Origin of the sequence: Cupriavidus necator N-1 (assembly GCF_000219215.1) — a bacterium.
In the GTDB taxonomy this organism is placed as follows: Bacteria; Pseudomonadota; Gammaproteobacteria; order Burkholderiales; family Burkholderiaceae; genus Cupriavidus; species Cupriavidus necator.
This window is the reverse complement of record NC_015727.1, coordinates 550868-564495: the sequence shown is the minus strand read 5'-3', so window position 1 is coordinate 564495 and position 13628 is coordinate 550868. Positions and strand designations below refer to the sequence as shown.

Below are 13628 nucleotides of genomic sequence, written 5' to 3'. Positions count from 1 at the left end.
GGCAAGCGCGGGCCCGACACCAATGAAAACGCTGGCGTCCCGGTATGCCTACGTCTGGGTAGAAAAAGTTACGCGTGAACTCCGACGTCCAGCCCGAGGAAGCGCTCCAGTATGGTGGGATCGTCGTCCAACGCCGCCGTTGGCCCTTCGAACACCACGTGGCCCTCCTCCAAGATGTAGTGTCGCGACGCCAGCGCCCGGCAAACGGCGAAGGTTTGTTCCACCAGCACGATTGATACGCCGGAGCGACCAACACTTGCAATCAACTCGACCAGCTCGTCCACGATGACCGGCGCCAGCCCCTCGGTCGGCTCGTCCAGAAGCAAGACCTTCGGGCCCTGCATCAGCGCTCGCGCGATCGACAGCATCTGCTGCTCGCCGCCGGACAGCGCGCCGCCGAGGTTCTTCCGCCGCTCCTTGAGCCGAGGGAAGCTCGCATATGCGCTCTCCAAAGTCCATGGGGAGTGCTTGCGCCTGGCGATCTTCAGATTCTCCTCAACCGACAGCAACGTGAAGATGCCTCTGTCCGCCGGCACGAGCGAGACACCAAGGCGCGAGATTTCATCCGACTCAAGATCGCTGATGTCGACACCGTCGAGATGGACCGAGCCCGCGGTCTTCTGCAGCACGCCGACGATGGTATTCAGCGTGGAGGTCTTTCCCATGCCGTTTCGGCCCATAAGGCTGACAACCTCTCCGCGACCGACATGCAGTGAGACATCCTCCAACGCGATGCTTTTGCCATATGAGGCTTGAACGCCGCGGAGTGCGAGTAGTGGCTGAGTCATACCGAACTCCCGAGATAAACACGCTTCACGTTGGCGTCCTGTCGGATTTCATCAGGGGAGCCTTCCGCGATGACGTTTCCCTGGAACATGACCGTAATGCGGTCGCTGATGCCCATGACGACGTGCATGTTGTGCTCGACCAGGAGAATGGTGTAGCTAGCCTTCAACTGCAGCAGCAGCTCGGAGACACGGGGGACATCCGCAAGCCCGAGCCCTGCCATCGGCTCATCAAGAAGTAGGAGCTTAGGCTTGGCCACGAGGCACATTCCAATCTCCACCAGCCGCTGTGTGCCGTGTGAGAGGGCGCCCACCGGCATGGTGGCGTAGCGAGCGAGATTCAGCTCGACGAGCACCTTGTCGGCAATCTCGTGTTTGCTGGCTTCCTTGTTCCATGTGCTCCAGAAATGGAGAGACCGGCCAGCCTCGTATCCCATTGCGGCAAGGCGCAGATTGTCCAAAACCGTGCTTTCGGGGAACAGGCTCGTCACTTGGAAGCTACGCGCCATGCCAAGCTTCACCCGCCCATGGGCGGGAGAGTGCGTAATGTTCTTGCCCTCGAACTCGATTGTCCCGCGCGTGGCAGGCAATCGTCCGCTCACGATGTTGAAGAAAGATGTCTTTCCCGCGCCGTTTGGGCCGATCAATGAGTGGAGCGTATTTGCTTTCAGGTCAAGGTCGACCTTGCCCACGGCGGTGAAGCTGCCGTAGTCGAGGCCCAGGCCTCGCGTGGTCAGGATGGCGGCTGTCATCACGCAGTCTCCTTACTACTCAGGTGCGTTCCGCTGGCCTTCCGTTTCTCACGTGACGTTCGCCATTGGGAAAAGACTCCACCGATGCCGCTCGGTGCGAAGAGGACGGTCACGATGAGCACGAAGCCGACAATCATTTGCCACCGCGGCCACAATTGGGAAAGCTGCTCCGCCATCAAGGTCATCAGCAAGGCCCCAAAGACGGCACCCAGAAGCGATCGTTTGCCGCCGAGGATGGCCATGATCAGAATCGTTTCCGACATCATCAGGTCGATGTTCGATAGGGGCGCTGAGCGCAACTGGATTGCATACAGCGCGCCCGCCAGCGCGGTCACGGAACCGGATATGACGAAGGCGAGGAGCTTGAGCCGCCGAACGTCGTAGCCTGCCATCTGGGCGCGCGTTTCGTTCTCGCGCACTGCGTCAAGTACCCGGCCAAACGGCGATCGCACGACCCGGCGCAAGAACGCCAACGCGAGGAAGAACATCACGGACACGACAAGATACTGGCTTTGCGATTCCGAGAGGACGCCATCCAGATCTACACTCAAGCGAGGAATGTCAAGAAGACCATTTTCGCCGCCCGTCACATCCGGAAACGATAGCGCCGCGAAGAACGCCATCTGCGCCATCGCCAGTGTGATCATGACGAAGTAGATGCCTTTGCGCCGGATGCTCAGCATGCCGATGATCAGGGCGGCCACCGCACCAGCGACAGCGCAGAGCACAAGCACGCCCAGGCCCAAGCCGGGATGGCTCCTGAGCAGTAGGCCAGCCGCATAAGAGCCGACGCCAAAAAACGTTCCCTGTGCGAAGCTGAGCAGGCCGGCATAGCCGAGCATTAGGTTGCAGGCCGCAGCAGCGATCCCGAAGATCATCACGACGACCGCGGTGGTGGCGGACCCCGACATCAATGGCAATGCGAGGGGCAAGGCCAGCAGCGTCAGGTAGAACGTCCCGGCTGACTTTGAAATGGTATTAAGCACGGCCGAAGAGTCCTTTTGGCATCAGAAGAAGAACGACAACCATGAGAAGGAAGATGGCAAGGCGTGCTCCCTCCGGCCAGATCGCGCTCATCATGCTTTGTGTTACACCAATGATCAGCCCGCCGACCAGCGGTCCACTGAAGCTGCCCATGCCGCCAATGACGACCACCACGAAGGCAATGACGATGGCTTCGACGCCCATGGACGGATCAGCGCCGCGGAGGGGCACGGCCAGCCCACCAGCTAGGCCAGCCAAACCGGTTCCCAGTCCGAAAGCGATCGCATACACCCGCGACACTTTCGTGCCCAGCAGCTTGAGCATCTGCGGACGTTCGTTCCCTGCGCGGACCCTGGCCCCGAACAGCGTTCGCTCGAACAGCCACCAGAGCGCCGCTCCGATTACCGCGCAAACGATGACGATGAAGACCCGATAGCTGGGGATGGGGTACGGTCCGATCATCAGGACGCTGCTCAGTGCCTCTGGTGGAGCCACGCGCTGGGACTCAGGCCCAAAGAAATAGACTACGGTTTCGGTGAGCACGAACGTGAGGCCGACGGTCACGAGGATCTGCGCCTCGTGGGACATTTTGTACGTTCGCCTGAGCAACCAGCGCTCGGCGACCAAGCCGACACTCGCGACGCAAACGAACGAGGCGATGAGGCCCAGTGCAAAACTCCCGGTTGCCTGGCTAGTAAAGAAGGCGGCGTAGGCGCCAACCAGAAACAAGGCGCCGTGTGCAAAGTTGACGAAGCCAAGGAGACCGAAAATGATGCTCAGCCCGACCGAGAGCAGGAAATAGATCATTCCCAGGCCGAGCCCGTTCAGGGCTTGGAAGACATAGATGTTCATGTCGACGACTCCGGCTGTGGCCTCAGGCCATCTTGCAATCCGACGCGGATTTGGGGCTGGCAGTCTTCGACGACGACAGAATATCCACGAAGTCGTCCGCATCCTTCATGGCGGACTTCTTCTTCCCTCGGGCAAGGAAGTAGTTCTTGATGACTTGGTGGTCGAAAGGACGCACCTGCTCCTCGCCGGTCAGGCCGGCATAGGTGTAGCCCTCCAGCGCCTTGATGATGGCCGCGGGGTCTTCGCTGCCCCCTTTCCTGATGGCATCGAACATCAGCGTGGCGATCTGGTAGTCGGCAGCCGAATAGAACCGAGGGTTCTCCTTGAACTCGCGCCGATACACGTCGAGGAACGTCTTATTACCTGGCGTATCGAGTCCGTGCCAGTACTGCAGGCCGAAATATATGTCCTCGGTGACATCGGCGCCGAGCGCCTGGAAAGTGTCCAGGCCGGAGAACCAGACAACTGCCACGGCCATGCGCTTCTTGATTCCGAAGCTGGCGGCCTGCCGGAGCAGGTCGAGCGTGTTTGCGCCGAAGTTCAGGATTACGAGAACATCGGCTCCGGAGCCCATCGCGTTGCCGAGATAGCCCGAGAATTCCTTTTCGGCAAGCGAGTGGTAGCTGTTTCCGACAAGTTCTACTTTCGCGTCCTGCATCACTGCCTTCGAGTTGCGCAGCAGCGCCTCTCCGAACACATACTGGCCGGTGATCGTGTACGCCTTCTTCCATTTCGGATTCTGTTGGAACAAGGGCCGCAGGACCGTGTTGACCGCGCCAAAGGTTGGTGTAGACCACCGAAACGTGGAACGGTTGCAGTCCTTGCCCGTGACCTCATCCGCTCCTACGTAGGTGATGTAGACGCCGTTCGCTTTATTCACCTCCTTCATGACGGCCAGCGCCTCCGACGAAAGGGCGGCCCCGCCGAAATGGCGCGCGCCGTCCTGGCTGATGGCCTGCTGGACCTTGCGCACGGCAATGGCTGGGTTCCCTTCGGTATCGATGCGCTTGTATTCAATAGCGCGGCCAAGCCGGCTCCCGTAGGCGGCGATGGCTGCGCGTACGCCAAGGTCGCTGTACTTGCCGCTTGCTGCGAAGTTGCCAGAAAAGGCATTGATGCTGTAGTACACCAGCGGCTTCGGCTGGGCGACGGCAAGGCGCGGGAGTGCAATCGATCCCGCGGTAGCGCCTGCTAGCGACAGAAACGTGCGTCTGTCCATGGTGAGTCTCCTGGAGTTCTTATATGTCGGTATGCTTGATCGGTTGCTTCAGCGGTCATTGCTGAGCGCAATGTGCTGGGCAGCTCGGCGACCGAAGACGAGGCCCCGGAGCACGGACGTCGAGCCCGTATAGACTTGGTGATAGATGCCCATGGTTTCCCCAGCCGCGTAAAGGCCTGCCATGACGCGGCCGTCCTGATCCAGAACCTGCGCGCTCACATTGACCTTCAGGCCGCCAAACGTGAAGCAGTTCGTGGAGATGATCGGATAGGCGTAATAAGGCGCTTGGTCGATCGGACGGCACCAGTGACTCTTGTTGATCTCGAGGCCTTCGGTGCCGCGGTGGTCCACGGTGAATGGCTCGAAGGCATCCGAGCGCTGCGGGCATGCTGCGTTGAAGGTGGCGACGGTTTGCGCGAGTGCATCTTCGGGAAGGCCAAGTTTCGCGGCGAGAGCATCGAGCGTCTGCGCGGAGACGGGGGGCTGATCGCTGCGGATGCTGGTCTTCCAGCGCGGAATGTCTTCGACCTTGGAGTCGAAGATGACGTACGAGATGCCGTCCGGCTGATCCGCGATGGTGCGCGCGATGTTGTCGTAGTGCGCGTCGACGGTTCCCGGCGCCTCGTTGACAAAGCGCTTGGCGAGCTTGTTGACCAGCATGCCGTATGGGTAGATAAACACGACGGCCTCTGCCTGCCGCGAGCGGGGATCAACGGGCTCCGCGTGATAGGAACCGAATTCCCCGGCAGGAGCGGCGCCGGCGTTGAGCGCCATCTGGATGCCCTCGCCACGGTTGTAATAGCCGCCGATGGCAACTGGCCGAATGTGCTTTGCGCGCGGACCGACGTACTTCGTCATCATCTCCGGATTACCCTGGAACCCGCCGCTCGCTAGGACCACGTGTTTTGCAAGCAACTGCGACCGGACGCCGTCGGGGTTCGTGATGACGACGCCGCAGGCCGCGCCGTTGTCGTTGCGAACGAGGTCGGTCGCAGTGGTGCGGTATCGAATTTCACCGCCAAGTGCCAACGCCTTGGCACGCAATGCCTCGATGATGGCGAGGCCGCCGCCCTTGGCTGCGATGCGAGTAGTGTTCTGTGTCAGCAGGTAGATCGGTTGAGGTTCGAACTTCAGGCCCAGTCCCTTGAGCCAGGAGATCGTGGGTGGAACCGAGTTGGCGAAAGCGGAGATGACTTCGGGATCCGGCAGGCTGTGCGACTTCACGAAGGACGGCCAGTCGGCGTAGGAGTCGGTGAGAGCATCGAGCACATTGGGGTCGATGTTCCATCCGGCATTGTTCGCAAAGTGCTCCTCGAAATCGGCGGAGATTTCCGAGTCGTTCTTCATGCGCATGTACGCTTCGGTCCACCGCGAATTTCCGCCAAAGTGGCTCTCATCCGAGCGCTCCAGGTTGATGACCTTGAGGCCCGCTTCCAGCGCGGTAACGGCTGCGGAAAGCCCGGCAACACCACATCCCACGATGACGACGTCCGCGTCAAATTTATCGTTCACAGTAGCTCCTCCTGATTGTATTGGTTGGTGCGCCACTAGCCCAGAACGAAGGCGTTTGCCTTGGCCGGCTTGGTTGTGATCCAGACACTCTTGGTCTGGAGATATTCCTTGATGGCGTCCACGCCGCCCTCGCGGCCGATCCCGCTGCGCTTGTAGCCGCCGAACGGTGTGGTGAAGCTGGTCGCGCGGTAATTGTTCACCCACACAGTCCCTGCCTTCAGGCGGTCGGACATGTAGAACGCGCGATGCAGGTCGGAAGTCCATACCCCGGCTGCGAGACCAAACATGGTGTCGTTGGCGATGCGAAGGGCGTCGTCTTCCGTGTCGAACGGGATGACGGCAAGCACCGGCCCAAAGACTTCTTCCTGGGCGATACGCATGTCGTTCGTCACGCCCGTGAAGATCGTCGGGGCGATGAACTGGCCTTGTCCGTAGGCATCGCCGGTCAGTGCGTGGCCGCCGAGAACGCAGCGTGCTCCGCCGCGCTTCGCAATCTCGATGTAGGAAAGGATCTTCCGGAACTGGGCCTCAGTTGCGATCGGGCCAACTTGTGTTTCTTGTTTGGAGGGGTCGCCGATGACCGCCTCGCTGGCAACCTTGATCAGCATCTCGACGAACTGGTCGTGCACATTGCGCTGGACCAGCAACCGGGAACCAGCCATGCAGGTCTGCCCGGCGGCACCGAAAATGCCCGCCACGGCACCTTTTACGGCTTGGTCAAGATCGGCGTCGTCGAAGACAATGTTTGCCGACTTTCCACCCAGTTCGAGCGTAACCTTCTTGAAGTCGCTTGCCGCAATCTCGTTGATGCGCTGCCCGGCAATGTCGCCACCTGTGAATGCGATCTTGGCAATGTCCTTATGGCGCACCAGCGGTTCACCCACATCTGCGCCGAAGCCCGTGATGACATTGACCACACCGGGGGGGAAGCCGGCTTCCTTGGTCAATGCAGCAAGTTCCAGCAGGGATGCCGAGGTGTATTCGGACGGCTTGATGACCATCGTATTGCCGGCGGCTAATGCCGGCGCCATCTTCCAGACTGTCAGCGCGAGTGGAGAATTCCAGGGCGTGATCGCCGCGACCACCCCCAGTGGCTCGTGCTTGATGTAGTTGAAAACGCCCGGCTTGTTGATGGGAACCACGGCGCCCTGCACCTTGTCGGCCAGACCGGCGTAGTAGTGGAACCACTGGGCAACGTTCTGAACCTGTCCGGAGACTTCGGCGATCAGTTTGCCATTGTCCCGCTGCTCCGTCTCGGCCAGGCGCGCGACATTCGTGCTGACTAATTCAGCGAGACGACGCAGAAGAGCGCCGCGCTGCGTCGCCGTGAGATCGCGCCAAGCGGGATCATCAAACGCAGCCTTGGCCGCCTGCACGGCCTTCTCAACGTCCTGGGCATTGCCCTTCGGCACTTCCGCCCAGGCCTTGCCCGAATACGGCTCGATAGACTCGAACCACTGTCCCGAAGTGGAGTCGACCCACTCGTTATTGATGAACATCTGATAGCGCTTCACCACGTCTCCTTGTTCGGCTGTTGCAGCAACTTTAGGATCGTTCTAAACTACAGTCAAGCGTTCTGGCAGATAGAACGCATCGATTGCCGCATGAATGCGGCTTATGATGCACATTGGAGCAAATCAAATGGCTCGAAAAAACCTTGACCCAAAGCAGGAGCCTGCCGGCGAGGAAGAAGTAGGAGTTGCAGCGGTGAATCGAGCGCTGTCCCTTCTCGACAAGTTCTCGAAGGAGCACCTGTCCTTCACATTGGCGCAGATGGCCGAGCGGACCGGCCTCTACAAAAGCACGATCCTTCGGCTGGCCGAGTCGCTAGAGGCGTACGGCTATCTGAGAAGAGGGGAAGGCAGCGTATTTACTCTTGGTCCCACGCCGTTCCGGCTCGCCACGCTGTACCAGCGCAATCTGCATCCTGCGGAGTTGGTGATGCCCGTGTTGCGAAGCCTCGTTGAGCTGACTGAAGAGAGCGCGACGTTCTACGTCATATCGGGGGACAAGCGCTTGTGCGCGTATCGCGCGAACTCGCCTCTCGCGATCACTGACAACGTGCAGGCCGGAGAAATGCGACCCCTCGAGCGCGGCGCCGGAGGTAAAGTGCTACTCGCTTTCGTGGGCCGGCAGGGTTCTGAGTTCGATACGATCCGCGAGGAGATGTTCTCGCTAAGCCGAGGCGAGCTCTACGAGGGCATCGTGTCACTAGCCTCACCGGTTTTCGGTTCTGGGGATAAGCTCGAAGGCGCCATTTCCATCTCCGGTCCGGCAACGCGCTTGAGCAAGGAAGCGATCGCTCGGATAAAGCCACACTTGTTCCGGGCGTCCCAGCATTTAACCGAACTCTTTGGCGGGGATGGGTCGCGGTACGAAGTGTTGCTCTGATCGCCGCTGCTCAGATGGCGGCGCTAATCATATAAGCTCATCTACCCGGCCCGGTTCGCCCCGCCACGAGTAGCGCTGAGGTTAGAGTCAAGGTGGGACATGGCACTTTGACCTGACGTAGAACAAAGGAAAGTCGGGTCTTCCGCAATTTGTGTGACGAACGGCGAATTCGCGTGTAGGACCTTGCCGTCGTCTTTCCCGCCCCACTACCACCATTCCTCTTATTGACTAACGTGGGCGAGCCCGCCAGCGAGCGACATCGTATTGGGTGGACCGCGAAGACGTAAGGCGCACCCGCGTGGCAAGCCCCGAAGGGGACGCGGCTGCTAAAATCGCTCCACGCGATAACCACTAGAGACGATGGGCTTCGAACAACTGGCGGCACTTAAAGCACAACTGGCAGAGCAGGCAAAGGCCGAAAAGGCTGCCAAGGCTCCGAAGCGGGCCAGGCCGCCCCGCGCCCGGGAAGCCACGCCAGCCAATCCGGCAAAGCCGGTCGATCCGGTTGTCCACGCGATCGCCAGGCTGCAACGGCGTTTTCCGCTAGCCTTTCCGAAGCACCCGGCACCCAAGGTGCCGCTCAAGATCGGCATCTTCGAGGATCTCCTCCCGCATGCCCATAAGCTTGCCCTCACGGAGGCCGAATTGCGCGAGGCGATCAAGACCTGGTGCCGCGGCGCCCGCTACTGGGCCTGCCTCATCGAAGGCGCATCGCGGATGGATCTGGCCGGCCAGCAGGCGGGGCAGGTTCGCCCGGAGGATGCAAAACGGGCGCAGCAACTGCAAGCGAGGCGTTCGCCGGGGGCACCATCCCAATCGGCGAAGGCGTCGCACCCCATTGACGCGGCTCGATAGGTTGAAGTTATGGCATGGACAGCCGGCTCAGCGAAGGCACACAGCAATCCATCTCCGCGCCACGGCGCCTGGGAGCGCGCTTCTCGCACGCGGCATTTTGTCTGACCTCGGCTGAGTCAGACCCGGCTGGCTTCGCGCATCGGCGACTCCCAACTTTGACGCCGATGCTGACCACAAACGCCAGCATGGCAGCCCCGCTAAGGACTAATCCCACGCTGCCAGCTCGCCGGTCTTGGACGCATGGGCCGCAGCCTCCTCGAGCCAAGGTGCATGCGCCTTGGGCACGACCAGCATCGTCAAACCCAGTCCGTCCAGCACCCGCAGGGCATGCCCGAGATTGACGCCCTTGCCGTTTTCGAGCTTGGACAGCATGCCGACAGAGACACCGCAATGCCTCGCCGCCTGGTCTATGGGCATCCCTTCCCCTGCCCGGGTGGCGCGAATGCGGTCGCCCAGTTGGTGAGTGGTGCGAATCGTCGCGCGCGACGGTGGCGTCGGATCAGGTAGTGGTCGCGGCATAAAGGACCGTCCCGTGGAGAAGGCAAGCCAGCGTGGAGGCGGCGGGCCAGATTATTTCATGATCGTGAAATTATAATCCGAAACGGAACTGGCTGCCTTCTATGCAGCGGGGAACTCCTTCGTGCCAGCCGGCAATTGATGGTTGCCGGGGAAGCTTGGCGATTAATTGCACTTTAAGTTCGACGTAACGGCTTGGCCTGGTGTTGAAGAACGTCATTCGTGCGAGCCGCGCTCATTTGCGAACGTAGCCTTTTTCGCGCTCATCATTCATGCGACTTTAGCTTTTCAATGCGAAACAACGTTCCTGTGGGGCGTTGCGCACGCTCTGCGTGAAGAGAAGTAATCGTGTTCCGCTTATGAAGTAATACAGTTCCGTTTCAAGAATGTGGTGACTGGGCCGCTGGAAAGGCCTTCACTGCAGCAGTTCAGGCAGCAACGCGACAACTTGCCTTTCGGCCCTCATCGCAACAACGAGTTGGCGGCTATGTCGTTCGACCCGCCCTACCCTTTCCGCCAGCTTCGTGAGGATCTCTCGCGAATGCTCATGCTGTTCGACAACGTCAAAGCCGCTGAGCCTGGGCGGCGACAATCATTTTGTCCGGCCGTGTTACCTCACGAAGGAATGTTACCTGACGAATTGTTGTCGTTTCGCTTTCTTTCTTCTCTTCTTTCGTGGTTTGCCGGGCGCGGAGCGCCCGGCCCCCGGCGACTTTTAACTTTTCCGTAACTCACACTTCGGCTGACGCGTCAGCGGACTTTCGCAGGTCACCCAGAATTAGTTCTTTCACGCGCTCTGCTCGCCACGCCTTGACCCGGCGCTGCAGCGTTCGTAGTTGTGCCTTACTCGCGTACGCTTCTGGAAACATCGAGGCCAACCGATCCATCAATACGTTGGCCGGCACTGAGGGCTCTGCAATCAGCCATCCTTCGATTAGCGGCCACGCGTCGGCGAACGGATCCACCCGACTTCGCCACCAGTGCTTTGCCTTCGGATGCTTCCGGTGTGTTGGACGTGCCTCACCTTCCTTCCATGCCGAAGAAAGGCCGGCGAGGAAGACCGCAACGTCTGACTCACCGGCTGGCGCTGCTTCAGCACACACACCGTGAGCTGCGAACTCGCTCAATGTTTGCTGAGCCATTCGCATCTCCTGCAGCAGCCGCACAGGATCGAGGCCTTTGAACTGTGCCTTCAGCTTCTCCTTGATAGCGGGGGCGACGCTGTCGTGTGCCAGAAGCCGATCGCACGGCGTCGCCGGCGCTAAATAGACCTTGTGTACGCGCGCGCCGTCACGCGTCTTGGACTTCAGCTTGAACGAAGGCTGGAAGAAGTTAATGTATAGCCGCGATGAAGCGTACAGCTGCACCAGCGCGTTCGTGGCATCGACACCGCTCAGCCGGCCATAGCCGGCAAGCCTCCGCACGACGGCGCCGTTCTTCTGCTCCACCCAGGCCTGGTCGTTCTTCTTGTAGGCCCTCGAGCGCGTCTGCACAAGGCCACGGCCCTTGCAGTAGTCGAGGACGCTCTGGTTCATGAACGCACTGTCATTATCCGAGTCAACTCCAAGCATCGCGAATGGCAGATCGGCAGCCGCCTTCTCAAATCCTTCAATCACCAGCATCTGGTTACGTACTCGCATGGCCACACATTCTGTCCAGCCGCTGGCGATATCAGTCAGCGTGAGGGTGTGGACAAATTCACCGTCTATCTTCGATCCGCCGCAGTGTTCGACCATGTCGATCTCGAAGAAGCCAGGTGGTGGATCGCGCCAGTCGGCGAAGGTACGCACTGGAATGCTGCGCCGGATGCCCGAGCCCACTCCCGTACGCCGTTTGCGCTGCCCATCGATGTGCGCACGCGCATTGGCTAGCATGCGATCGATGGTCGCCGCGCTGATCTGCAGGAGTTTGGCCTTGACGACTGGATTCAGGTCGAGATGGCCGTGCCGCTCCATGGCATCAACCAGCTTCGGTATCAGCGCTTGTAGTCGCTTGCCGCAGACCCGGTCGGCAGCTTCCCACAACACTGTCAGTGCCTGGCGTACCGCTTCGTCATATAGCCGGTTGCGCTCGCTCGTCCCCTTTGCCGCGCCGGGCTTTTGCCGTAACAACCGGACGGCGTGTTTGCGGTGATACCCGGTCAAAGCCACGAACTCGTCGAGGATCCTGACCCGGTCACCGAACGTCGCGCTGCCATACCGCAATTGCAATGCTGCGACCAACTCCTTGCGTGTCGTCATGCTGATTTGCCTCGTCACCTCGTGCCGCTCCCGCCGGACAATCCGACGGGTAGCAAACTACGTGAGGCAACAGGTCAGCGCGAGTTGCAATTCTGATGAGTCAATGCGGCCGGCCAAAATGGTTGTCGCTGGACCGGCCGTCCTGCTTGACGCTATCTATGAGCCAACGCACCACTCCGGTAAGCGGATGCAGAGGCTTGCACCACAGAGCGCTGGGATGCCGACAGCCGTTCCAGTGCATCGCGGCGAGCAGCCACGCCGCCGCGTTGACCTGAGTGGCTGCCACCTTGATGGCGGGCCTGTTCGGATCGAAACATCGAACGGCGAGACGAAGCAGCCGCTGTTGGCGACGCGGCACCTTTGCCCACGCCCGGCGCAGCAATAATCTTGTCAAATGCTCGCTGTCGTGCAGCAACACACTCGAGTCGCCCCCGGCCATCGCCTCGCAGGTCCAGTCGCTCGAGGCGCGGGTCCGATAGCGCCCGCTGTTGGTCATAAACGCTCGGCTGCCCAGGATCTGGCGCCATTGACGGATGAGCTTATCGCGCTTGCTCGTTGGCGGTGGAACTGCCTCGCGTTCGCGCGGCATCTGCACGTACGCGGGGTTGGGCTCAGACTGCTCCAACACAAGGATCGGCAAGACCATGGTCTATACCTCCAGCCTTACTCTCTGTCACGCGGCGACGTACCCGGACTCTCGCACTGCTCTGGGCCTCCGCTTGCCATTGGGCGGCCCAGCGCCTTGAAATGGTAGGTCTGCTTGGCGGACTAACACTTGCCCCTGCGCATCGCTTCCGGATTTCGAGGCAGAGCTCGCGAAGCGGATGCGCGAGATGAGGCTGTCGTGGCAGCCAATCGGTAAGCACGTCACTCACGATTTTCTCGATCGTCGCTGCTAGACGCCGATCCCCTGCCTTGGGACCCGGGTCGTGACGTATCAACGCGCTCGCCACCGGATTCACGAGAAAGAGTCGGCGCAAGCGATAAATCGTCGACCTATGGACTCCCAGCAAGTCGCCAGCCTTCTTGGCTTGCTGACGCGAGAGCGGACCCGTCCCCAGCGGATGTAAGACCCTCACAATCGCCCGCTCGCGCTCCGTTGCAATCGTCTCTGGCATGTTCAGAACCGTAATCTTACGCACCTGAGACGATTTGCTGAGCGGAGGTTGGACTCTGCCACTGCTCGCCGCCCCCGCGTTCCGATGGGCGGCCCAGCGTCGCGAAATAGTAGATCTGCTTGGCGGACAAACACTTGCCCCCGCGCATCTCTTCCGGATCTCGACGCAGAGCCCAAGAAGCGGATGTGCGAGATGAGGCTGGCGTGGCAGCCAATCGGTAAGCACTTCATTCACGATATTCTCAATCGTCGCTGCTATACGCAGATCTCCCACCTTGGGACCCGAGCTATGAGGTATCAACGCGCTCGCTACAGGATCCGCGAGGAAGCGCCGCCGCAAGCGATATACAGAAGAACAATGGAGCCCAAGCATTTCCCCAGCCTTCGTAGCTCGCTCACGCGAGA

12 protein-coding genes are annotated in these 13628 nt (G+C 60.4%); 2 read left to right on the top strand and 10 right to left on the bottom strand.

Going from position 1 to position 13628, the window contains the following annotated elements; genetic code table 11:
- Nucleotides 1-68: 68 nt before the first annotated feature.
- The 7 genes from CNE_RS32645 to CNE_RS32615 are packed head-to-tail and all read right to left on the bottom strand — an operon-like array spanning nt 69 to nt 7618.
- Nucleotides 69-788, bottom strand: a complete 720-nt coding sequence (locus CNE_RS32645; protein WP_013959017.1) for an ABC transporter ATP-binding protein — start codon at nt 786-788, stop codon at nt 69-71.
- Nucleotides 785-1537 (bottom strand): ABC transporter ATP-binding protein, encoded by a 753-nt coding sequence (locus CNE_RS32640; RefSeq protein ID WP_013959016.1) that lies wholly within the window; start codon nt 1535-1537, stop codon nt 785-787. Before CNE_RS32640 ends, CNE_RS32645 begins: the two co-directional genes overlap by 4 nt.
- Nucleotides 1537-2523 (bottom strand): branched-chain amino acid ABC transporter permease, encoded by a 987-nt coding sequence (locus CNE_RS32635; RefSeq protein ID WP_013959015.1) that lies wholly within the window; start codon nt 2521-2523, stop codon nt 1537-1539. Before CNE_RS32635 ends, CNE_RS32640 begins: the two co-directional genes overlap by 1 nt.
- Entirely contained in the window at nt 2516-3373 is an 858-nt protein-coding gene (locus tag CNE_RS32630; RefSeq protein ID WP_013959014.1) for a branched-chain amino acid ABC transporter permease, read from the bottom strand. Before CNE_RS32630 ends, CNE_RS32635 begins: the two co-directional genes overlap by 8 nt.
- A 22-nt stretch (nt 3374-3395) precedes the next feature.
- On the bottom strand, nt 3396-4592 hold the full coding sequence (locus CNE_RS32625) for an ABC transporter substrate-binding protein (protein ID WP_013959013.1): 1197 nt from the start codon (nt 4590-4592) through the stop codon (nt 3396-3398).
- Nucleotides 4593-4640: 48 nt separating this feature from the next.
- A complete protein-coding gene (locus tag CNE_RS32620) occupies nt 4641-6104 on the bottom strand; it encodes an FAD-dependent oxidoreductase (protein WP_013959012.1) in 1464 nt (487 codons plus the stop codon).
- A 35-nt stretch (nt 6105-6139) separates the two neighbouring features.
- Nucleotides 6140-7618 (bottom strand): aldehyde dehydrogenase, encoded by a 1479-nt coding sequence (locus CNE_RS32615; RefSeq protein WP_041229022.1) that lies wholly within the window; start codon nt 7616-7618, stop codon nt 6140-6142.
- Nucleotides 7619-7745: 127 nt separating this feature from the next.
- On the opposite strand from CNE_RS32615, the gene CNE_RS32610 reads away from it, so the two are divergent.
- Together CNE_RS32610 and CNE_RS32605 are read left to right on the top strand one after the other, a co-directional pair.
- Complete coding sequence (locus CNE_RS32610; RefSeq protein WP_013959010.1) at nt 7746-8495, top strand: IclR family transcriptional regulator; 750 nt, start codon at nt 7746-7748, stop codon at nt 8493-8495.
- 360 nt (nt 8496-8855) lie between these two features.
- Nucleotides 8856-9350, top strand: coding sequence for a ProQ/FinO family protein (locus CNE_RS32605; RefSeq protein WP_013959009.1), 495 nt, complete (start codon nt 8856-8858; stop codon nt 9348-9350).
- A 204-nt stretch (nt 9351-9554) separates the two neighbouring features.
- Here the strand turns inward: CNE_RS32605 and CNE_RS32600 are convergent, their stop codons facing one another.
- The 3 genes from CNE_RS32600 to CNE_RS32590 form a co-directional block, all read right to left on the bottom strand.
- Entirely contained in the window at nt 9555-9767 is a 213-nt protein-coding gene (locus tag CNE_RS32600; RefSeq protein WP_238553203.1) for a helix-turn-helix domain-containing protein, read from the bottom strand.
- 830 nt (nt 9768-10597) lie between these two features.
- A complete protein-coding gene (locus CNE_RS32595; RefSeq protein ID WP_013959007.1) occupies nt 10598-12106 on the bottom strand; it encodes an ISNCY family transposase in 1509 nt (502 codons plus the stop codon).
- A 100-nt stretch (nt 12107-12206) separates the two neighbouring features.
- Entirely contained in the window at nt 12207-12752 is a 546-nt protein-coding gene (locus CNE_RS32590) for a hypothetical protein (RefSeq protein ID WP_013959006.1), read from the bottom strand.
- Nucleotides 12753-13628 lie beyond the last annotated feature (876 nt).